This is a genomic window from Psychrobacter sp. NPDC064578 (assembly GCF_044901245.1).
Taxonomy (GTDB): Bacteria; Pseudomonadota; Gammaproteobacteria; order Pseudomonadales; family Moraxellaceae; genus Psychrobacter; species Psychrobacter cibarius_C.
Genome location: NZ_JBJDPI010000006.1, coordinates 160,302 through 185,269 on the forward strand (window position 1 = coordinate 160,302; position 24,968 = coordinate 185,269).

At 41.3% G+C, this 24,968-nt stretch carries 10 protein-coding genes; 4 read left to right on the forward strand and 6 right to left on the reverse strand.

Annotated elements, in window-relative coordinates:
- Positions 1 to 60 precede the first annotated feature (60 nt).
- On the forward strand, positions 61 to 9,621 hold the full coding sequence (locus ACI2JM_RS08885; protein WP_404643636.1) for a VCBS domain-containing protein: 9,561 nt from the start codon (positions 61 to 63) through the stop codon (positions 9,619 to 9,621).
- 191 nt (positions 9,622 to 9,812) lie between these two features.
- Here the strand turns inward: ACI2JM_RS08885 and ACI2JM_RS08890 are convergent, their stop codons facing one another.
- Positions 9,813 to 10,475, reverse strand: coding sequence for a hypothetical protein (locus ACI2JM_RS08890; protein WP_404643638.1), 663 nt, complete (start codon positions 10,473 to 10,475; stop codon positions 9,813 to 9,815).
- Between the two features lie 410 nt (positions 10,476 to 10,885).
- Here ACI2JM_RS08890 and ACI2JM_RS08895 point away from each other — a divergent pair, with 410 nt between their 5' ends.
- The 3 genes from ACI2JM_RS08895 to ACI2JM_RS08905 all read left to right on the forward strand — a co-directional run bounded on the left by ACI2JM_RS08895 (position 10,886) and on the right by ACI2JM_RS08905 (position 15,911).
- Positions 10,886 to 12,343 (forward strand): TolC family protein, encoded by a 1,458-nt coding sequence (locus ACI2JM_RS08895; RefSeq protein WP_404643640.1) that lies wholly within the window; start codon positions 10,886 to 10,888, stop codon positions 12,341 to 12,343.
- Positions 12,344 to 12,436: 93 nt separating this feature from the next.
- Positions 12,437 to 14,749, forward strand: coding sequence for a type I secretion system permease/ATPase (locus ACI2JM_RS08900; protein WP_227678128.1), 2,313 nt, complete (start codon positions 12,437 to 12,439; stop codon positions 14,747 to 14,749).
- Positions 14,742 to 15,911, forward strand: coding sequence for an HlyD family efflux transporter periplasmic adaptor subunit (locus ACI2JM_RS08905; RefSeq protein ID WP_060491563.1), 1,170 nt, complete (start codon positions 14,742 to 14,744; stop codon positions 15,909 to 15,911). Before ACI2JM_RS08900 ends, ACI2JM_RS08905 begins: the two co-directional genes overlap by 8 nt.
- 298 nt (positions 15,912 to 16,209) lie before the next feature.
- On the opposite strand, the gene ACI2JM_RS08910 is transcribed toward ACI2JM_RS08905, so the two are convergent.
- From ACI2JM_RS08910 to ACI2JM_RS08930, 5 genes are all read right to left on the reverse strand, one after another.
- Positions 16,210 to 19,551: a tyrosine-type recombinase/integrase gene (locus ACI2JM_RS08910; protein WP_404643642.1), complete on the reverse strand. Its 3,342-nt coding sequence runs from the start codon at positions 19,549 to 19,551 to the stop codon at positions 16,210 to 16,212.
- Complete coding sequence (locus ACI2JM_RS08915) at positions 19,538 to 22,012, reverse strand: hypothetical protein (protein ID WP_404643644.1); 2,475 nt, start codon at positions 22,010 to 22,012, stop codon at positions 19,538 to 19,540. Before ACI2JM_RS08915 ends, ACI2JM_RS08910 begins: the two co-directional genes overlap by 14 nt.
- A 49-nt stretch (positions 22,013 to 22,061) precedes the next feature.
- Positions 22,062 to 22,508: a hypothetical protein gene (locus tag ACI2JM_RS08920; protein ID WP_404643646.1), complete on the reverse strand. Its 447-nt coding sequence runs from the start codon at positions 22,506 to 22,508 to the stop codon at positions 22,062 to 22,064.
- A gap of 600 nt (positions 22,509 to 23,108) precedes the next feature.
- Positions 23,109 to 23,786 carry a hypothetical protein gene (locus tag ACI2JM_RS08925; protein WP_404643648.1) on the reverse strand — a complete coding sequence of 226 codons (678 nt, stop codon included), beginning with the start codon at positions 23,784 to 23,786 and terminating at the stop codon, positions 23,109 to 23,111.
- Positions 23,787 to 23,800: 14 nt separating this feature from the next.
- On the reverse strand, positions 23,801 to 24,904 hold the full coding sequence (locus ACI2JM_RS08930) for an SEL1-like repeat protein (RefSeq protein ID WP_404643650.1): 1,104 nt from the start codon (positions 24,902 to 24,904) through the stop codon (positions 23,801 to 23,803).
- Between the last annotated feature and the right edge of the window lie 64 nt (positions 24,905 to 24,968).

The following is a 24,968-nucleotide window of genomic DNA, read 5'->3' on the forward strand; positions in this document are numbered from 1 at the left end:
GCTTAATATGAATATATGCCAATCTGTATTATTTGACTTGAAAAAATAGAAGGTAAGAAAATGAATACGATTACAGTGAAAACCAATGATGCGACTAAGACCATAGATCAAGTACAAGTAGTGATTAAGAATGGAAAGCCTACAATTATCACAGCTATGGATAAAGTGAATTACGAGTTTCATGATACTGCTATAGGCCGTGCACCAAACCACATTATCACTAAACGTTTGAAAAATGATTTACACGTCTCATTTGAAGAAGACGGTAAAGAGAGTGACCTTATTATAGAAGGTTTCTACGATAATGCAGATAGTGCGCTGCTTGGAATTTCTGAAGATGGAGAGTATTATTATTATATACCAGACACTGGCGAAACCTATGACTATGTAACGCAGTTAGAAGAAGGTGCGGTTGAAGGGCAGGCTTTGGGTGGCCAAGAGTATGCTGCTGCTATACCTTGGTGGATGCCTGCTGCTGCTGGTCTAGGACTGATAGGTATAGTAGCTGGTAGCAGTAGTAATAGCTCGTCAACCACTCCTCCTGTTAATGAGGCACCAGTAGCTGAAAACGATACAGTCAAAGGTGAAACAGGTCAGCCTGTTATCATCGACGTAGTAGCGAATGACAGCGATCCTGAAAACGACTTAGACCCAACGACAGTCAAGCTAATCGACCCTGTAACAGGTAATGAAGTCACCAATGTAGTAGTAGATGGCGAAGGTACTTGGTCAGTTGATGGCAGTACAGGCAAAGTGACCTTTACGCCAGAAGCAGGCTTTACAGCGGATCCAACGCCAGTGGATTATGTGGTGTCTGATAAAACAGGTGAGAAATCTAACCAAGCGACGATCACCGTTGATTATCCAGGAATAGTGAGTATTAGTGGCACCAAAAGCTTGAATGAAACCGCGGCTGATGGCAGTGCTAATGAAGCGACTTATACGGTTAGCATTAGCAACCCAAGCACGGAAGACACTGTGGTTACTATCACGATTAGTGATGGCAGTACCGAGGGTTCAGCTGACTATACCGCTCCTGTCACTCAAGACGTGACGATTCCAGCGGGTCAAACCTCTGTTGACATCAAAGTACCGATTGTGGACGACAACCTATTTGAAGGCCCTGAGAACTTTACCGTTACCGTTACTGATATTACTTCAGGTAACGCAACAATTGGTCCTGAAAACAGCGTCAATACCACAATCTATGACGATGGTACCACAGACGGTAAAACACCAGTTGATCCTAATGATCCGTCAGTGGGTGACGACAAACCTTTGGTTGGCATTATTGCAACCAAACCACAAGCCGTTGAAGGCGAGACGGGCAATGACACCTTAGAATTCACCATCTCTCAAGACAATGTCAGCAACTTTGACACCGTCGTCACGGTCAACCTTGGCACAGGCACTACCGTAGATGCTGATGACATTGATCAAATCTCTTACACCGTTGAGGGCGGCCCTGATGTGGTCATCACCGATACACAAGAGATAGCTGACTTCTTAGCTACTGGCACCGTGACTATTCCAGCAGGTAGCAGCTTTACCCCAGTCATCACCGTCACCGCCAAAGACGATGACATCTTCGAGAACAGCGAAGACCTAGTGTTCGATATCAGCACCGATGATGACTTTGCTACGGTCAGTCCAACCCAGGGCACTGCCACTGGTACCATCTTAGATGAAGACAATGGCAACCCTAATGACGGCAGCACCACCGATGGCGACAAACCAGTTGTTAGTATCATTGCTACAGAACCGTCAGCCGTTGAAGGCGAGACGGGCAATGACACCTTAGAATTCACCATCTCTCAAGACAATGTCAGCAACTTTGACACCGTCGTCACGGTCAACCTTGGCACAGGCACTACCGTAGATGCTGATGACATTGATCAAATCTCTTACACCGTTGAGGGCGGCCCTGATGTGGTCATCACCGATACACAAGAGATAGCTGACTTCTTAGCTACTGGCACCGTGACTATTCCAGCAGGTAGCAGCTTTACCCCAGTCATCACCGTCACCGCCAAAGACGATGACATCTTCGAGAACAGCGAAGACCTAGTGTTCGATATCAGCACCGATGATGACTTTGCTACGGTCAGTCCAACCCAGGGCACTGCCACTGGTACGATTATTGATAATGACGTACCACCAACTATCGATATCGTCGATGAAGACGTAGCATTAACACCTGCTGACAACAGCGTCATCGAAGGTACGGGTAACACAATAACTGGCACCATTAATATCACCAACCCACAAAGCGTCACCGATCTAACTGTTGGCGGTCTAGACGTTACTAATGCTTCCAATACATCGGTCACTATTAATACTAGTTTAGGTAAGCTGGTAATCACTAACTACAACGCAGCAACAGGTGAACTCACTTACGAATATACAGAAAACGGCAATGCAGAGGATCATAGCGCTGGTTCAGTAGTTGATCAGTTTAATGTAATACTAACCAATAGCATTGGTGATACCATCACTGACACCTTAGATATTGAGATTATTGATACCGCACCTAATGCTAATAATGATAAGAATAGCGTCACAGAAGATGTAAGTGTAGATCAGCCATCTGGCAAAATCACAGCAACTGGTAACGTAATCAAAGGTACAGCTCCTGATCAAGCGGATGATTTAGGTGCAGATGCAACCATGGTAACGGCAGTAGAGTTTGGGAGTACTGCCAGTACAGTTAATGGCACAGCACCGACTCTAATTCAAGGCGATTTTGGCGAACTAACGCTAAATGCTAATGGCACTTACATCTATGATGTTATTAATAATAATCCAGAAGTACAGGCTTTAGGAGTTAACGACAAACTAACCGAAACCTTTACCTATACCATCACTGACGCTGATGGTGATAGCAGCAGTGCAACCTTAACTATCACCATCACTGGCACTAATGATAGACCAGTGATTACTAATGCTGTCACTGGGACGGATGTTATTGCTTCAGAAAGCTTCTCTGAGCCAGCTCCTGATACAGTAGTCAACAAAACTGGAACGGTAACCTTCAAAGATATCGACCTTAATGATCAAGTAAAACTTGAACACGTAAGTGCTTCTACTACTGTTACAGTAAATGGCACTAGCGGCTATACACTTAGCGAGCCTCAAGAAACCGCACTAAAGGCTTTGTTCTATGTAGATGGTACTCCCAGTGATGTCAATGGAATAGGTAATAGCGCCGACTGGACATTTAATGCACCAGAAAATGCGCTTGATTTCATCCCTGCTGGCGAAACCATCACCATTCGTTATGCCGTACAGGTTTCAGACAATGCAGGTATTGATAGCGCAGGCAACGGTAATGAGCTTAGTAATAGTGAAATCCGTTATGTAGAAGTAACCATTACTGGGACAGATAATAAGTTTGTACTGGTCGATGATGAAGTGTTTACACCAGAAGATACTGACATATCGGATAATATTTTCGAAAATGGTACTCCCGATGCTGATGATGATGAAGAGCTTACTGTTGACAGTTATACTTTTGAGCTTGCTGATGGTACAACGATAACCAAAAATGCAGGTGAAAGTAGCGATATCTTAGTTGACGGTACAAACTCTATTGGTAACATTACGGTTAATAGCGATGGCAGCTATACTTTTGTGCCTGCTGACAATTATAGTGGCCAAGTACCAGATATTACTATTAACGTCTCGAATGGCCCTGATGCGACTACCCAACAAACAGGATCAGAGACCCTAACCATCACCGTCAACCCAGTATCAGATGTCCCTGGGTTAAAGGATGTTTCAGTCGAGACCAAAGAAGACACCTCCGTTTTACTAGGTCTAAAAGTACCTACGATCACCGATAGCACTGATCTTGATACGAGCAGTGACAATGATACGCCTGAGCGTCTTGGCTACATCACTTTATCCGATATTCCAGCAGGCGCAGTGTTAAAAGATGGTTCAGGTAATATTCTTACTCCAAATGCAGACGGTAATATCGTTATTCAGCTGACTGATACGGGGTCTTTGGTTGCTGACGGTACACCTACTGCCAGTATGACTAGCGAAGACTTTCAAGGAATCACATTAACGCCACCTGCAAACGATGCTACTAATATATCTTTTGATATGTCAGTTACTGAGTATGAAATGGATAGTAACGGCAATGTTGCACAGGTAGGTGGTGTTGATGTGGCGGGTGCAACTAGCACAGTTAAAATTGAGGTTGATGTCCAAGCCGTCACTGATAGCGTAGATAAAAACGACCCTAATGATCCAGATAACCCTCATGACGCTGGAGATGATGCTAGTAAGTTTGGTTATGATCAAAGTGAAGTTGTTGGGGATACTTTAACCGTAACTCTTAAAGAAGGTGAATCTATTGAGTTACCAATAACCACAACATTTGGAGATTTAGTAGGTAATGCCGCTAAAGGCGATGCTGAGACTTATGGCTTTGTGATTACAGGTCTAGTCCCTGGCGCCATTATTAATTTCACACCTGCTGGCAGCTCTGAGCCGCTTCCCCCATTCATCGCCGATGAGAATGGTCAGGTATTGATCGGTATTAATGCTGGCTTAACTTCTACTGATTTTGTAGTCAGTGGTAACTCAGAGCCTAAAATCACTATTCAAACTGGGAAGTTTGATTCCCTAGATATGAATGGTGTAGAAATATCGCTATATACTCAGGACCATGACCCTGATTCGGCTATTAAAAATACATCTGTAGATCTTATCGGTACCGTCAAAGTAGACCTAACCGTCACCCCAGTAGCTGGTCAAGTTGAGCTTGTTAATAAAGGTGTTGAAACCAAAGAAGACACAGTTGTCACCCTTGATAAATTTGGCTTTACCGTGCAGGACAAACAAGATGATAACGGTCTATTACCAGAAACCATTACAACGATACAGTTTGTTTTACCTGAAGGCTGGACTTATAAGGACAGTGCAGGGACAACGACAGTAGGTAGCAGTGGCGGGACACCGATTATTATCAGTGGTATTACGCCGGCAGATAATGCTGATTTAGATGCTTATTTGGAAGACTTCTCTATTACACCGCCTGCACACTCATCCAGAGATGCTGATTTTACCTTCACAGTAACTACGGTAGATCCGGATGATGATGGTGGTATTGATCTACCAGCAACAGGTAGTCAAGATTTAACGCAAACGGTAGTCGTAACGCCCGTTGCTGAAGTCGTTGGAGGACGTAGTGATAGTGATGCCATAGATGACCTTACCATCAATCCAAGTCATACTTACGCAGCCAACGCTAATGAAGATGCAGCATTTGATCTTAATAGTGATGGGTTTGACCTAAAAGGCTATTGGAATAATCAGGACACCTCTGAACAAACTTTCGCTCATATGACATTTGGTAATAAGAGTGACAGCGGCTTCACTTCAGTTGAAGGTGCGGTATTTACTTATAATGACGGCAATGGTTTAGTTAGCCTGACTGATAACGGCAACGGTGTCGATATCCCGATGGAGTATTTAGATACAGTTACAGTGACCCCGCCGCAAGACTATAGCGACTATAACCTTACCAGTGGTGCTGAGACAGCAGTAAAAGTTGAGGCAAAAACGGTTGATGTTGACGAAGATGGTGGCGCAAAAGATGAAGCCATCAGTGGCGAAAGTTACTTAACCTTTGAAGTTAAAGGCGTAGCCGACCCAGCCACTTTAGCTGTTGATCCTGCCGAAGGGGTCGAAGATCAGGCGATAAACGGTGGTAATAATCGTGATACTGCTGCGGACATGACAACTGACGTCATTCCTACCGACGGCATTGTACTCAATATCCGCCCAAGCTCGCGTGATAACGACGGGTCTGAGACTTATGATGTGACCATCTCAGAGATACCAGCAGATGGGCAGCTTTATTACACCAATAAAGACGGTGATACACTCTTACTTGATACTACTGGTGGTACGGTAGTGATTGAAGATTACAATAATAGCGTAACTGGGTTGTACTTTGTGCCTGCCGAGAACTTCAGCGGTACGGTAAATCTAAAAGTACAGGCAGTAAGTCAAGAGGGTGGAACTACCGGTGCTGCAAGTCCTATGCTCAACCTACCTGTTAAGGTCATTGGCAAGGCAGATCTGATAATAAATGACAAATTGGCAACCGGCACAGCTCTTATCAATGGTAAGGACTATACTTATGTCACTGACGAGGCAACGCTAGATAGTACGGGCAACCATCAGATTGCCTTATCCAGCCTATTTGCTACTGTTGCGGATATCGAGGCATATGATGGTGATAGCCCAGCTGTTGAGCAGATAGTGTATCGAGTTGAAAACTTACCTACTGGTTTCAACTTAACTGGTGCAGGGGTTACCTTCTTAGGTGGCAGTGGTTCTGATCGAGTATGGTCAGTGACCCTAGAGGCGCTACAGAATAATACTGCACAATTAAAGACACCAGATAACTTCGCTGGTGAAATTAACTTTACGATCACGGGTACCACGACAGAGACAGTATCTGGTGACAGTGTGACTCATGATGGTAAAGACGTTTCTATTCTAGTGACCCCTGATGCTGCTGATGGCAATATGAATGATCCTCAAGTCGTTGCTACTGAAGATCTATGGGCGACCATGGACTTTGAATCGGCCTTTACAACGACAGATAAGGGTGACTCAGCGACAGGAACAGAATCACTTGAGAGTATCACACTATCAGTAACTGATCTAATGGCTAAAGACTTCATTTTACGTGTCGACGGTATTGAAGTGGACTTAACGACTAATCCACCACCAACTTTGAAATTTACGCCCGATCAAACAATCGAAATTATGTACGATGACGATAAACGCCATAGCGATGATGATGTCAGTATAGAATTTGACTACACTTATACTGACACCACTGAACTGACTGATGGTTCAGAGATTAGCACATCTAACACAGGCAGTGCAGTGGTAGATGTGACCTTCCAAGCGGTCACTGATGCACCAAGCATGACCTTGGATGTGACAGATGACACTATTAATAATAGCGGTACGGATAATACTGCTTCTGTCACCGTATCACTATCGTCACCTGACCAAGATGGCTCAGAGAGCTTTACTCGCCTAGAAGTTACTGATGTTCCAGAGGGTCTGAATGTAGTGGGTGGTATCTTATCAGATGGTATCTGGTACGTTGATGTGCCCAATGACCCAGTCATCATTACTATGGCGCCGACTTATGAGTTAGTGCTTGAGCGTAATGACAGCACGGTCAATATACCTAAAGGTTCTTTCAATATTAAAGTGACGGGTATTACGCAGGATATTAATGGTCAAGGTAGTGACGGTAGCGAAGCGCGTGTAGAGGGGAACTTTGAGATTACCTTAGACAGAACGGGCGGGGGTGATGCGCCTGTCAAGCCTGACTTAATAGATAGCTTTACTAGTAAGGTAGAAATACCAGCACAATTAGAGGATACTGGTTTCACTCTTGGCGATATATTAGATGCGACTCTGAACCCTGCGACCGCTGATACTGTCGACTCCTATACTTTCTCATTGACTGATTTGCCAACAGGTACTGTATTAGAGAGTACCAATCCAGCGGTGAGTGTGCAGCAGATTGGTGGTAAATGGATTATTAGCGTGAATGATGCCAGTAATCTTAATCCAGAAGCAGCACTTAATGGAGTGACAGTGACTCCGCCGAAAGACTTTAGTACCAACGTGACAGATGGCACCCAAGATTTTACCTTTAATGCCAACTTTACCGTCTTGGATAAAGATGGTGGCGAGGAAAGGGAGCAGGTCAGTGACGTCAATGTCGAAATCAAGCCAGTTACTGATCCTATGGATGCTGATGGCAAATCAACCACGGTGGCAACGGATGAAGATACTAGCATCGATATCAATATCAACCTAAAAAACAGTGCTGATGGTGATTACGTCCTACTAATCAATGGCAAGCTCTATATTCAAGTAGATGAATCTAGTTTATTGACAGGTACTGGTCCTGCTGGAGTGCTGACTGATGCCAATGGTAATCCCCTAAACGAGGTGGTATTGAATGATAACGAAGTCGGTGATATTCCTGCTGGCACTTACTATGAGCTAGAGGTTGGTACTAACTCTCCTGATAGCGTTACGGTCAAATATACGCCTGCCGAAAACGCCGATGGTAATGCCACTATCACCGTAAAAGCTGCTCACAAAGAAACGACAGATGAGGCAGGATATGACAGTGGTACGCTAACCTATGAGCATGAATATACCGTTGAAGTCTCAGCGCAGCCGGATAATCTAGATATCACTAGTAATAGTGGTGAGTCAATAGCCACAGCTATTGGTGACGAAGATAGCATGATTGCTATCGATTATAAAATCTCCAATATCGATGAAGGTGATATGGCAAGCGCTATTACCTTAGACAATATCCCTAATGGCTATCTAGTTTATTATACTGATACTAATGGTGATACAGTGTTGGCAAGCAATAATGGTAATTCTGGTGGTAATAACTCATGGTCTATCGACACCTCTAAACTGAATAATATTAACAGTGGCGCAGCGGGTGAAACGCCTAATATATTCATTATGCCACCTGAAAATAGCAGCGATAAAGTAACAGGGATCGAGATGAAGGTGGTTAATGACAGCGGTATGATCAGTGATCCTCTAGTGATTGATCTCGATGTGACGCCAGTCGCTGATGGGGTAACAGCTAATCCTTCTACTATCCTCGGTAATCAGGGTAAGTGGACCACACTTAATCTAAACGCAGTTATGCAAGACACGGATGGTAGTGAGACTGTTAATATAGCCATCACTGATAATGGCGTTAGCTTGACCGATGATGTCTTACGCTTTAGAGTAAAAAGTACAGGTGAAATGTTGACTGCCGTGTGGGATGATGCCGCTAACAGCTATACCATAACTGGTATCACCCCTGAGCAAATCAATGATTTACAAATTCAGTCTTCTGTACCACTAAAAGGCGATCTGGACTTCGCTCTTAGTACTACCGATACCGTAGGGGCTATGACGGATACGTCTGGCGTTTATACAGATAACAATGGTGAATTACCGTCTATATCTGTCGATATTGCTTTTAGCAAAACCTTTGTAGGTACAGCAGAGAATGATATCGTTGATGCCTCTGGACAGTCTGTAGCTGTGAATTATAAAGGCGGCGCTGGTGATGATATCTTGATTGGAGGTAGCGGTAATGACTTAATCGATGGTGGCACTGGTGTCAATACGCTGAAAGGTGGTGCAGGTAACGATAAAATTGTATTCTCTGTAGATAACGCCTTAATGGATGGTGGTGCTGGTAATGATACGCTCCTCATTAACGTTGCTGATACCAGTATCGACTTTAGCAGCTTTGATGCGACTGTATTTGAGAGTATTGAAACCATCGATATGACTGGTAACGGTGCGCAGACGCTGACCAACCTTAGTACCAGTGATGTGCTAGATATAATCAATGACACGGTGATGAGCAATAAAGGCTTGGTTATCAACGGTGATAGTGCTGATAGCGTGAGTCTAACTGGTAACGATTGGACGAACAGCGGTACTACTACTCAAGGGGGCAATAGTTACAATGTCTATAGCTTCTCTGATACCAATGGCACTCATGAGTTATTGATTCAGACCGACATTACGATTTTATAAACGATGACTGAAACTTGAAAATATGGATATAAGGTGCGGCTATCAAAGCGCACCTTATATTATTAATTCTTGCATTAATATGGCATCATTCACACTAAAAGCTTTAGATAATCAAGGCTTTTAGTGTGAATGATGCAAACTTTTATCTATCTGCGTTTGAAGCCTCAACAGCCGAGTTCTTTTTTTGGCAGTTAAGGGGTGATGGGAGTAATAGGGTAACCGTACTCAACTGTTGGTTGATTATTAATATTGCCACTAGGAAGCTGATATTGTTGAATTTGACTTTGATTATGCTTTTTGACTTCAATGATCAACTTTGAGAGCTGTTCATTGTCTTTATCGATCTCAGCATCTAGAGCTTCATATTCTTTGGTCTGCTTAAGCGTATACTCAGCACGATTGTTTTGATTGTCAGGTATTGACCCTATAGATGATTCGTCTGTCGGACTCACTACTGATTTTTTTTCTTGTGCTTGGCTTTGAGTGTTATTTACGGGTATTGCTTCCTTAGTGGTTATCTCCACAGTTGTATTTATTAATTTACGTTGAGTATCAGTTGCTACTTTATAAGAGTTGGTTGTATCGTAGTTACTTATCGGTTCAGAAGACTGGGGAGCTTGCGACTTTTTGTTTTCTATTAGTGCAGGTAATATTTGTGGCTTTACTTCTGTAGCTTTTAATATAGGGTGCCTATTAGTATCTGATACAGACCCTAGTGTTGATGAAATTTTTTTATCAAAAACACTGAAATAGACAATAACTGCAATCAAAATATGGAGCATGATAGCCATCACAATTGCTATCATGCTCCTGTTTTTTTGTTTTTTAGTTGAAATAGGTGGTAATGAAGGCATCACTAGTTTTTAATCCATTAATTAAACATCATACTCGTAGTTTGTGGATGTGCGAGCAGGGCCTTTTCAGCGATTATAATCATTAAAGCTGTCTGCGAGTATTCAACTATCAATATAAAAAAAGAATCTATGTTGGCAGTTAGTTGGAAATATTTTTAAATTTATGCTTAGATTTAGTTGTCTTACAATCATGAGTTAAGGCTTTGACAAAGCGTGTATTTAATATGTCTAAATTTAACGATAGTATTTTCATACCTTACTATATAACATCTAAAATTTTTATTCTCTCAAAATAAAACTGAGGTAACTGGATGACTGTTTACCAAAATAACTTGTCAAAAAATATGTTGCCTAAGAGGTGTTATATCATAAAAAAAATATGCCATAGTATACATGTAAGTTTGCTACTTATGACGGTATCCAGTGCTGCGTTAGCAAGCGCTGATGCGCATATGGATGCACTTATTAATCAAGCGATTCAAACTCACCCTATGGTGGGTTCAGCAAGAGCAGAGCAACAGGCGACTACTGAAAGCATTAGTGCAGCGAAGCTTAGTTTGTTGCCTGCTCCTACTTTTTCATCAGGTTATGATCGTGATGACGGCATGGTCTCCCAGTTTCAGCTCCGCCAGTCATTATGGACAGGAGGCAAGCTGACCGCCAATGTTAATCAAGCGATATTTGATGATAAAGCGGCGACAGAATATGTCTACGAGCAACAAAACCAAGTGGCTAAAACGACGATAGAGGCGTGGCAAAGCTATATTACGGCTTTATCAAAACAACAAGTCTATTATGACAATTTGCAGTTGCTTGCTGAGTTTGAAGCCATGATGCAACGGCGTGTTAGCCAAGGAGTCTCCGCTCGCATTGAGATGGACTTGGTGACTAACCGTATTTTGCAAGAACAAAACTCCTATCAGTCTGCTGTCGAGCAGCAACGTATCGCTATGGCTCGTTTAGAGCAAATTACCGGTCGTAAGGTGTCAGCGATAGAACTACCCGTTCCAAACTTAAGTGAAATGGTTGCACGCGCCAGAAGTTATTCCCAAACTTTTGAGAAGCTAGCCTTTGATCAAGCCAGTTTTTATAATCCTACTGTGGTAAAAGAGAGTTATCAAGTTGAGGCGGCCAAGCAAGGGCTGAAGTCTTTGCAGTCCTCTCGCTATCCGATAATATACGCACAATACGAGTATGATTATTATCATGAGAGTGATAAAGATAAGGATAATGGTGGAGAGTTCTCAGTAGGGCTCAGTTATGATCCAGGGGCAGGGCTATCTAACTTAGCCCTTGCAAGAGCATCAGAATCACGCGTCAATAGTCTTGTTCAATCAAAAGAGGCTTCTAGGCGCTTGGTACTTGAGACCATACAGACCCAGTATCAACAGTTTGCCAGTGCTAAAGATCAAGAGCGCTCATTGATAGCAGCAGTTGCAGGTGCTCAGATTGTGGTCAGCTCGTACCGTCGTCAATTCATCGCTGGTCGTAAGTCTTGGCTTGAGGTGCTGAATGCGGTTCGTGAGCACTCCCAGTATCAGGCACAATTGGTTGACACCCGAGCATCTATCATTGCTGCTTATTATAAACTGCAAGTTGATTTTGGCATGATGTCATGGCAACAGTTTAACCAAAGTCGCCAGCCTGAACCTATATTCCACCCAATAGATCCCGTAAAGAAATGGCTTAATGGTCAGCATGTTGCGCAGCAAACATCCAATAGAGCGGTGATTCAACCTGTAGGTATGAAAAATCAAGAGATGGTGACCTACTCTATTAAAGATGCATCTGATGGGTTTTCGAATACCATCTCTAATGACCCTGATATGATTGATTCCAATACAGGTTTGCTGATAGAGAGCCCTTGAGCCTATCGCAAAGCCTCTATGAATAAATAAGCTGTCTTGTATTTTTTGCACTTGTTTATCTAAAAACCCGTTAATCAGTAGGATGTACTTATCATGAATAACCCTATTCCAGCTTCGAGTGACCAAGCCTCTGATAGTGAGCTGATGGAAAATTCTACTTTGCAATTTTTGACGCCTGAAACTGATGAACAGGTGAAAGAGCAAGTCAGTAATGAGATTGAGCAATTGGCTTTCTCGCTGCACACTTTGCTCACTCAGCAAGGTTATCCCATTGATAAGTTGCGTCTTTACGGGGTGCTTCATCAGCAGACAGAACTAATGACACTGGCAAGCATTGTAAAGGTGCTAGAACAGTTAGGGGTGGATCAGCTACCAGAATCATTACCGATGCCAGATGCTGCCTTTTTACCCTTATTGGCATTACATTCGTCGCAAGGTTGGGGGGTCATTGAACAACAAAACCCTCAAGGATTATGGCAGTTTAGTCAGTCTGAGCAAATTAGTGTTCATCCAAGTGATGCGTTTACACAATTATTGCGTATCCGCTTAGAAAGCGAGCCGAGCAAACGCAAACAGTTATCATTTGATCAAATACTTAAAAAAGATCTAAAAAACTATCGTGGTATTGTTATTGAAGCGGTAGTCGCATCACTTTTGATTAATATGCTAGCGTTAGCAGTATCACTATTTTCGATGCAGGTCTATGACCGAGTCATTCCAACTCGCAGTGAATACACTTTAATCATTCTGGCAAGTGGTGTCGGTTTAGTTATTTTATTTGAAACATTTATGAAGTTTGCGCGCTCAAAGATTATGGATAAAGTAGTGGTCAACCTTGATCAACACTTGTCTCGAGAAGTATTTCAGCGGCTTCTGAGTGTTCGGATTGACCAAATGCCAGGGTCGGTGGGTTCAATGGCCGCGCAGCTCCGGGGTTACGAGCAAGTTCGTGGTTTTTATACAGCGAGTACTTTGTTTGGATTGGTCGATATTCCGATGGCAATCATTTTTGTAGCCTTGATCATCGTTATTGGTAATCCTTTAGTGGCTTTAGTACCTATTGTAGCGGCGATTATTGCTATTGCATTGGGGTTTGCTGCACGCAAAAAAATTGATAGTATCGCGGCCGTTGGTGCCTCAGCCTCTTATCGTAAAACTGGTATTTTGGTTGAAACAGTCGAGGGTATTGAAACCATTAAGGCTGGTTCGGGTAATTGGAAGTTTTTATCCCGTTGGCTTGATGTAATGAATATTACGACCAAAAATGATTTGGATATGAAGCATGCCAATGACAACTTAAGCTATCTGTCACAGATGGTTCAGCAGACAAGCTATGTCGGCATTGTTATTGTTGGATCGTTCGTAGTGATGTCAGGTGATATGACTATGGGCGGGTTGATTGCCTGTTCTATTTTAGGAGGGCGTATCTTAGCACCTGTCATGAGTATCCCCAATTTACTGGTACAGCATTCACATGCGAAAGCTGCAAAACTGAATATCGAACAGCTTTTTTCATTACAACAAGACAATCATGGCGTGGCGCATCCCTTGTCGCCCAGTCATATTGCTGGTAGTTTTGACTTAGAAAAAGTGACTTTTAATTACCAAGACAATGAGCAGCCAGCATTAGCCATTAATAAACTATATATCACAGCGGGCGAGCGTATTGCAATTTTGGGCGCTATTGGTTCAGGTAAGTCGACGTTATTAAAAGTACTGTCAGGGTTATATGCCCCAACGCAGGGTCGAATACTGCTAGATGGACTGGATATTCAACAGATTAGCCGCGAGTCTCTTAGTGAACAGATCGGCTACTTACAACAAGACCATCGTCTGTTTGAGGGCACGCTAAGAGAAAACCTATTGATTGGGCTACCTGCGCCAAGTGATGATGTGATGCGTGACGCTCTAATAAAGACGGGGTTGATTAAGCTGGTGGCTAGCCACTCCAGTGGTTTGGATCTACCTATTAGTGAGGGTGGTAAAGGGCTATCTGGTGGTCAAAAACAACTGGTCGCTTTCACTCGCTTACTGCTGACCAAGCCAACGATTTTATTGATGGATGAGCCGACGGCATCGATGGACAACCGTCAAGAGTTGCAATGTATCAATGTGCTTAGTAAAGAGTTTGGACAAGGCTCGACTCTCATTGTAGCTACTCACAAGATGCCGTTATTACAATTGGTCGATCGTATTATTATCATGGACAATCAGAAAATAGTGATGGATGGACCAAAAGAGCAAGTGCTTAAACAACTAAAAGGTAATGATGATCAAGAAAATAAAAATAAAACCTCAATTAAGGTGAGTAAGTCTAAAGTTAAAGTCATTAGCAATACCTCTAATACCTCGCTAGCCACCGATGTTCGCAATAACCCAGATGATGTAGGACAAGATAATGAATAACTATCAGCATAAGTCTCATGATCCTAAAGTTGGGCGTACCCGTATTATTATTTGGGGTGCACTTATAGGGGTAATCGTCTTGGTAGTTTGGGCCTATTTTGCTCAAATTGATCAAGTAACCCGTGCCACAGCAACGGTTATCGCCAGTGCTAGAACGCAGGATATTCAAGCAGTTGAGGGTGGTGTATTGACTGAAATATTAGTGCGAGAAGGAGAGGATGTCACTAAGGGACAACTGGTTGTCACACTAGAAGAAGAGCGGGCGCAAGCGGCATTCGCTAATTCAAGTTCGAAGATCGCCGCGCTAAGAGCCAAGTTATCTCGCCTTGAAGCAGAAATATTTGAAAAGCCGCTTAAGTTTCCAGATGGAATCAAAAACTATAGCGAATACGTAGAAAACCAAACCCAACTATATAACCGCCGTCGGCAAGCCATTGATCAAGATGTCAGCTCGCTACAGAATATGATGGTACTGGCTCAGCAAGAGCTCAGTATGAATGAACCACTGTTAGAATATGGTGATGTCAGCCAAGCTGACGTGATTAAACTGCGCCGACAAGTTGCTGAGATCCAAGCACAAATTACCAATAAGCGAAACAAGTACTTTGAAGAAGCACAATCGGAAATGACCAAAGCACAAGAAGAGCTGGATACTGAGCTTGAGCAGCTGCGTGATCATTCACAAGTATTGGAAGAGACCAAGCTATTTGCTCCAACTGAGGGCAAGGTAAATAATATCTTAATTACCACTATTGGCGGCGTTGTGAAACCTGGTGAGGTTATTATGGAGATATTGCCCACCAGTAGCGACCTGATCGTCGAAGCTAAAGTTAGTCCAGTGGATATCGCTTATGTCAAAGAGAATCAAGTCGCTAGCGTTAAGCTTGATGCTTATGATTACTCTATCTTTGGTGCTATGACGGGTAAGGTGACCTATATCAGTCCAGATACTTTGATTGAGCAAACACCCAAAGGAGAGGAGCCATATTATCGCGTACAAATAAAAATTACCGGTGCTGAGTTTGCTGCGCGTCGCGATGAAATTATCATTAGACCTGGTATGACTGCTTCAGTCGATATCAAAGCGCAACAGCGTTCAGTGCTGTCCTATCTGACTAAGCCATTAACCAAAACCTTTTCTGAAGGCTTGGGTGAGCGTTAGTGTTTAACATAGTTTAGACAAGTAATAAGGAAAGCGTTATCTGATTAATTATCGGGTAGCGTTTTTTTTATTATTATATTAGGTGGGATAACTAAAATCTGCCAAGTTAATGTCTACGGATTTGACCGCATAGATCATTAAAGGAGGTGTGGAGACGATGATGGATGGAATGGTTTCGTTATCGTTTTGAATAACTCTGATATAAGGTCATTGCGGTGATGATAAAAAATAATAGGTGTCAGGATATAGGGTTTTAGTCAATTTTTGTAAAGCATTGAGTGCGCTTATTCAATAATGATTATGTCTGACTATCATTAATAACTAGCCTCTCATCAGTAATTAGCATCATATGCACAAAAAACCGTAGTAGGGGCGAATACTGCCATTTGTTGGTTTGATCTCTAGGATCTCGGCTAGCAATACCAATATGAATAGCTTCTATCGAGTCGTTAGATTGCTGCTTAATATCTTGATAATCGTTAGGTGACATATTTTTCATCAACAAGGCTTCGTTGCTACTCATTAGCCAACGTTTCAGAGGCAGCAGTTTCTTAGCAATATCAATGAAACGTTGCAACTCTTTCTCATCTCCTTTTCTAAATGGTAGGTATGCTCTGCTACTAGACAGTTTTTGACTACATATCTCAATAAACCAAGTCCAGTCAGCCCCTGACTTTTCTCGTAGACGGTAGGCATTACTTAACAAAAGCGATAGTAATCTTAAATCACTTTGGTATTGAATGTTCAGTGGACTCAGTACGGAATTATTTGAATCGGATAGCTTTACAAAGCGAGGTTTGCCGCGTTTGGTAGTGATAGCGGCAACCTCGCTCGCACGTTCTATTAAAATGTTTGCATCATGAATAGAAATATTTGCTAACTGGGCTGCTTTACTTAAAGGCATCTCTTTATCATAGGTCTGTAGTAGCAGCTGTACTCGGTTTAGACCATAACGACCAAACAGTTCATCAGTGGCTGGCGTATTTGTACTCAAGAGAAATCGCTTATCACAGTTCTCGATCGTGAATTTCGGTGACTTGCGTTTGCCTTCTATAATATTTTTAAATAAAAGTGTACGCATGCTAGGTATGCTGACTATGCCATTAGCAGTAATGTCAGCATTATCCTCAATCCTTCTAGGAGGGAATTCGGTAATGTTGCACAGTGTTTGCTTGGGTAGTCCGATGTCAACAACACTCAACGCATAAGTAGCCATCAGAGTAGCAAAGTGATTGTAATACTCAAAGCTACGCTCAGGCGATAAGTGCCCCATAATACCCGATAGAGCGTACCAACGATCTTGTGCATTTATATGCTCCCCAAGTAGGCCTTTTTTTATACGCAATATGTCTTTTTCGTCATAATCGGTGAGGGCTTTTACGAGATCTGGATGACCTAATAGCGCTAAAGATAGGTTACTCACTGCCGTATGCCTAAAACCATGAAAGGTATGCGTTGCGACATTATCATCTACCGATATGTCTTTTAAAACTCGTTTGAGTAACTGCAACGGAACATGGTCATCAATAGGGCGCTGATCCGATGATAAGGTAAAGATAAATTTGTTTGAACTGTCGCCAATATTACTCTGCACAAAGTTAATAAAAAAATTCAGTTCATTAGGTTTGAGGAAGGCAAATAAGGGAACGCGGCGAATACTACTTTGAGTCTTGGTTGGACGATAGCTATTGGGCCTGATTATCACTGATGGTACAGCTGTTTTTAAGCCTTCGATGTCATTATACTTAAGTCCCAACAGCTCTTTTTTGCGCATGCCAGTACGATAGACTAAGATAAATAAAAGCGCGAATATCTCCCGCTCTAGTATATCTATAGAACCCAGTATTTGCGTGATAATGGTTTGGTACGCTTGCGGTGATATCAGCTCGGCACGTACACGCCGACCGTTTTTCGACTGTTGAAAGTTCACGGAGGGTAAATTGTATTTGCTCTTAGCAAAGTTGTGCATACTCTTCAATAAATTGGCAGAGTATCCAATGTCAGTATTGTTCCGTACGACAGCTTTGTACTCTAAAATATCTTCATAAAGTTCCTCAAACTCTTCCTCTGACCAAATATCAAGCGGTTGCGCTGTTGTGAAATACAACCACTCATAGCCTATGGTTCTAATATATTTCAAAATAGACTCATTACTAAGTGATTTTGACTCTTTTCGATTGAGTAAACTGAGCACCCAATCTAATAAAATCTTTTCACTTAAGTCATCATATTGCTTATAGCGTTTTTGTACTCTTTCGATAATTGTGTACGGATTGCTATTGGATTTTTTCTTTGCATATTTTTTATCTATTTTAAAGTCTTTAGTGAGACTCATAATCAAATCAGACTTTCTAACCTCTATTTTTTTGGTAGAAATGTTGGCCGTCTCTTTTTGAGCAATAGAGCTTTTACTGATAGATAGCGCTAAAATATGTTCTAGATTATAGTGCTCAACTTTATGTTGATATTTTTGGTTCAAAAAATTATCAAAATCCTGCGTGCTCAGTCCAGCAGTGTTATGCATACCTCGAAGTATACCAACTGCAGCATGATCAATATCAGCGCCATCGAGCATCTCCCAGTGGTAGCTTGCGTAATATAAAAATTTTGAAAAGGAGAGGGGTTTAATATTTAAAGGCTTTATTAGGTCAGATAAAACAGTGGTCAAGTATAGCTCAATCTTATCTGCTGACAGCTTGTCAATGATATGATTGATATCTGTTTGACTGCTGTTTTTATGGTAACGGATCAGCCAACACTGACTGACTACATCTACGACGATTTGCTTGGTGTTATAAAGCTTGTCACTTTCTTCTTCTCGTTCATTACCAAAGCGCTTTTGCACAAAGCGCGGTGAGATTACTATCCTTTCTTTGATGAATGGCTGATGTTTTTTGGCGAGCAATGAGGTAAGCCACCCTTGGAGCATCTGTATTTCATTAATACCACCATACACAATCCCTGAAAATATCAGCCAGCCTAAGATCTGATCTTGGCTATAAGCAGCTGTTTGATTCCAGTGTGTTTGTGCGACACGAATAATCTTGACCAGTGACTTGCCATTTTTGACCCAGTCGTTATTAATAATCAATGGATTGAACTTTGTGGGCTGCGGCGCGACAATCTTAGGGTAATAGTGTTTTGCAAGCATGTAATATTGATTTTGATAATCAATAAATTGACTAATAGTTTGCCATGCTTGTGTTAATTTTTTGGTTGTTTTATAGGCTTTAGAAATTTTGTCTTGAACAACAACTTGAAACTTATCGAACCCTTCGTTAGATAAGGGTTTTAGTTTATTATCAAAGTCACGCTGAAATTGGTCTAGTTCTTGACTCTGTAATAACCATAACTCATCAGCAAAACTTATAGGGCTTGGTATAACTAAAAAGGTGCCATTACTTGGCCAAAGTACTTGTTCGTAATATTTGTCAAAAGATTTGGTGAACCTAATATTACCAGGATGAGTTCTTTGTAGGGAATCCCACTCAGTCTGCAGGTCGGCCAGTAGCTGTATGTCGTATTTTTTAGGGCTATCGTCTTTGAGTTCAGAAGGATAAGGCACGTAGCGTCTTTTTCTGCCATCAAAGTTTGCCAAGCCATCGATGATTTTGGGCAGGTGAATATTATCTATCAACATGGTCTACTCCCGCATATATTCTTTCAATATGGCTTATCTTAGAATAGTTGTTTATCTCTATAAGGTTTAACCCTAACTGTTCAGCGATCTGCTCAAATACAGGTGCTACACGTCTTATATCTCTTTTACTGCTCGATGAGAAACGTCCTAATACCTCTTGACGAGATTTTTCATGACCAATAATAGTGTTGATGAGTGGCAGCTGAACACTACGTTTCTCAAGCTGAGTACGCACAAAGTGACGAGTCCAGTAAGGGTTGGCATCAATAACGTTTTTGGTAAAATTATAGGTGTCACCGCGCTTAATATCTTTTAGGTTACTTACACTTGCAGACAAAATTTTCAATAACGCTTCATCGTTACCTAAGCGAATATCATCAATGGTAGTGCTGATGTCATGCTTCAATTGATGCTTAGCCTGATAGTCAATTATATAGTCTCTATATTCTGTCAAATGGCGTACAAGGGTGAGGCATAGTGGTATCAGACGATCACTTTTTACTTTCTTAACGGGCTTATCGTTGATCTCTAGCCACCCCATATCAAGATCGATATCGTACATCTTGCCAAGACCGTTGTTCGGTCGCACACCCGTTAAAAGGCAAAAGATAAACCATATAAAAATACTGGTTCTATTAAAGTGCTCATCATAATTTGTACTTTGATCTACCCAAGTTTTTATCTCATCTATGATGTTACGAACGGTTTCGAGCTTGAGTGCAAACCCAGAGCCTATGGTGTATTTATGCCAAGGGGTGATATAAGCTAAGTCAAAACTACTTATATTGCTGAGTACACTTAGCGCCGACTTATAGTGAGCGATGATCCCTTCACTAGTATGGCTGCTATAGTACATCGCTGGAGCATGGGGCGCTGGCGTGCGGCAAATGATATCGGCAATATGTGAATGACAATCTGGCGTATAGCGAGAGAGTACAACATGTAACGCTGTTTCTATTCGATTGACCGAAAGGTAGGGCAGTCCAAGACTATTACGCAAGTTGGCAAGGTAAGTCGTAAACTCTTCTTTTCTAGGCAACTGGCAAGCCAGTAGGTTATCAATTAGCCATAACGGAAGTGGAGTTTTAATAGTATCAGAATGATTTTCGTAATCTTCCTTTGTTAACGTTTGGCTATCGGACCGCTTAGTAATACCAAGGCTATGCTGAATGTAAGCTCTCTTATCATGGATGCTAAAAATACGAGGGTGACCGATATAGCCTGATATGAGTAATGACTTAACTGGGAGACCAGTGAGCATTGATAACAATAAAATACCAGCGCAGGTTTTATTAGTCTCTGACTCTGGTAAAGATTTGGCATCTTGGTGTAGTGCGGCAAATAGTGATTGGTAACCAGCGAGGGAAAGCAGTCGTGTATTAGAATTGAGCGCAAGGTTGCGCTGGGACATATAGTTTTGCTGCAGCGATAAGTCGATAGTTTGCAGCGGTATAGAGTTTCTAACTAGAGGGTTTGGATAGTTTTCGTAGCTGATATAGGGCAATTCATTGTGATCGATGTGCTCTTCAAAGCTCGTCGTTAACCCTTCATAGGTTTCGGTATTAGCTTCCAGAAATGCTAGGTCTATGGTGGTAGAGCTGTGTTCGACATCATCAGGTGTGGTGTTCCAATTGTCTTTATCAGGCTCGCTATTCCAGTTAGAGTTTGTAGCTTCATAATCGAGAGGATATATTGGTTTATCATCGGATAGGTTTATGGGTTTAATGCTGTTATTTTTCGGTGGCTTCTTGCGTTCAGGTTTTGGTGCATGCAAGTCGTGTGCGTGTTGGTAGGCAGTCGTTATTTTATCTATCTGGCTCAGCTTGGCTTTTATGTCAGACTTGTCTTTTTTTACTTTCTCTGTATGAGTAGCTTGGCCATTGATTAGTGCTACAAGTTCGCTTTTTTGCTGATCTAATAGACTATTAAATACCGATAATATACGCTCTATACTCATCTCAGTGTGGAAGATGTCAGGAAGTGCGTTCCAAAGCCATTTGCGCCTAGAAGATGCTGAGAATTGCGCCATCTTAAACTGCATCAGTATATTATTGGTATGAGTTTTCTTATCTTGAATGATAAGTAAAGCTGCAGTGTGCATTGCTATTGCTAACCAAACTAGGTGTTGCAATGAGTGGCCTAATTGTTGTTTGGTGACAATATTCTGCATTAGGATAAGCAGCTGCATCATCAGTGGTTTTTCTGCTAAATGAGTACGACTGATTTGCATATACTTAGAGGCAATAGGCTCATCTTGTAGTATTAGTACAGTCATCTCTAATAAAGGTTCAATAGAATTATTAGAGGGTTTATAACTGTCATGTACTGCGATAATGATGGTGGAGATAGCATCTATAATAGCTTCTGGGTAAACAAACGCTTCCTCACTCTTTAAATAATCAATGGTCTTTGCAGACAGCCATTGTTCCTCATTGGGTGAGGTGTCATTATCTTGAGCCATCACGATACTCCAGTAGGACGACGTTTATGATAAGTCTGCTCATTTATTTTTATAAGCCGACAAAATGTAGTAATAGCAAAAATAGTTTTTGGTTTATTTCTTGATCCAATAGCTCGTTTAGCTGCGTATAAACGAGCTTAATATCTATCTTTTTATTATGTTGAGCAATGAGGTCAATAAGCTCGTAAAAACTGATGCCAAAATCAAACTGACTCTTTGAGGTGTATTTCACAGCCACTTCTTGTCTTAATACATCAAAATCAATATAAGGGCTTTTTACTATATAAAATAGCTCAAAGTTATTGAGCAAGAACCATTTTTTATCCTCTTTTATAAAGGAGGTAAGTTTCGAGCAAGCATTACTTTGCTCAAGTTCGATAGTCTTGCTGTCAAGCAGCGGTCTAATATGGCAGGTATAAATATCAAATAAACCAACGATTTCTGGATATACAAGCACATTGAGTGTTTGTAGCTTAGCAATCGATAGTGATTTCATATATTTCTCACTGAGATATCGAGTTGATGGTTTGGTCGTTATATCCTGTGTATTGACCTCTACTAATAATTTACGAGGATTAGCAAACAATTGAAAGCTAATTTGCTAATATTTGAAGCAAAAGCATAAAATATACGACATCAGATGACGTCTTGTGATGCTTTTGAGCTTTTATAGACAATCTATGGTGATCTTATCTGAGGGAGTTTAGGAGTTTAGCTAGAGTTTGTAGGTGTATGAATGGATAAGATAACTAGAAACGTAGTTTAGGGTGATAGCTTGGGAGTGGAAAGTGGAGCGAAAATGTTCTATTAATAGAAAAGTAAAGCTCAGACGCCTGATACAGATTGACCTGTAATTCTAAGATGTCAAAATAGGGTTTAGTGTTATTTCAAATCACTTCTTAAAATTTATAATATTTTTCATTCTTAATTCATATAGCTCAAGCTACTTTTTGTTCAATGAACACATACATGACAGACTCGATTAATTATCGACATGAAAGAAATGTTGATCATAAACGCGAATGCCTGTGTGTCTAAATCATATAAATTTGGTGGTAAGGATAAGTGGTTTTTACTGAAGGTGGCTTTGACACCATTATTCACTCATATAGTTTATGATCTCAAAGCTATTTTCTGCCCAATACTGCAAACGCTTTTTGCTCTGCAATATATTGCCACTGCCATCGATCTGATAGCATTCGGACGAATTTTCATAGATATCAATATCTATACAGAGCCATGCAGTATTTGCGCTGGCACGTGATAGGGACCAAGTTAAGTTGTAAAAATCAACTGGTGTATTTTTGCTACTATCTAAGTAGATACGTTCAGTGACAAACTGATTTGAATCACCAATGCTCGCCATTTTAGGAATGACCGCTGTCTGCGTCGCTAATGAATACTTGCCTGAAGGCTTATCAAAACCGTAAAAAGTTAAAGGATTAAGGGTGAAGTAGTTGATGCCGATAGATTCTTCGATGACCTCATCATCGTACCTATAGGTGAAGCGTTGCTCGGCACCTTGAACAAGTACGTTTTCAAATGTCAGGTTTCCTTTTGGTGTTACCTTGATTTCAATTGACTCTTTATGACCATATACAATAGCTGACAAGGTTCTACTGCTTTCTTTAGTATAGATATTGAGTAAGGCAGTCTCTACCGGAAATTGATTCACCACTTGATAAGCACTATCGAGCGATGAGTTGGTTTTTATCTCCGCTGCGTGAGCGCTTAAAACTAGGCTGGCTAGTAGACAGAATGTGACTGTTTTCATATGGATTTGTTCTATTATTGGGTTAATTCTCGATATTGAATACAGCCGTAGCGATTACCGTTTTGACAAGCTTTAGCATACCATTTGGTCGCTTCAGCATCGTTTTGAGTGACTCCATCGCCATTGAGATATAACGAAGCAAGCATCAATTGAATAGAGTAGTCGTCTTTACCGCTCTCTACTATTTTATTTAACCATTTAAAGGCTTGAGTATAATCTTGCGCGACATCTTCACCATCGTAGTACATCATTGCTAGCCCCGTCTGCGCCAGCAAACTCCCTTGATTCGCTGCTTTTTTATACCACTTTATAGATTCATCATGACTTTGAGCTACACCCTCACCTCTAGAGTACATCCTAGCAAGCTCTATTTGCGCGCTAGTATGTCCGTGCTCAGCCGCTTTTTGATACCAGTATGCCGCCTTGTGATAATCTTCTCCAGTACCATAACCATCGTAGTACATAGAGCCTAATGCATACTGAGAACGAACAACATACTCATCGTTTGGGTCATCTCCATTAGCCATTTTTTTAAATAGTTCAAGCGCTTTTATTTGACTTTCATGATCGTCGTAGTGACCATGATACTCATATGCAAGATTAAATAAAGCGGGAACATAGTTTTGTTCTACTGCTTTTGTAAGCCAATATTGTGATTTTTCTGGATCTTTAGGTACTTCATTACCGTAAGCATATATCAGCCCTAAGCCAAACTGTGCTTCGGCTACATTCTCTTTGATCGCTTTTTGATACCACTCAAATGCTTTGGAATAATCTAGTTTGACATATCTACCATTATGATAAATAGCGCCAACCTTCGCTTGGGCGACAGCATTACCTTGGTTAGCTGCTTTTAGGTACCAGCTCAAAGCTTCTTTAGCATTTTTATCTACTGCTTTACCTTCATAATATAATTCTTGAGGTTCAAAGTTGACAACTTTACGATTTGACTTTTCTAGCGCTTCATATCTTTCGGCAAGCTCAAGCTGAGCATTGATATCTCCTGATTCTGCAGATGCTTTAATAGACTCAAAATCTGCCGCTAATACTGAACCACTTATACCCAAGACTAAGACTACTATGCCTATTTTCTGGATGAAGGTTTGAAACAAACTCATCTTTTTATCTTCCAATATTTTAATAAACAAATGTTACACTATTTTAAGGGTGTTCCATAATTAA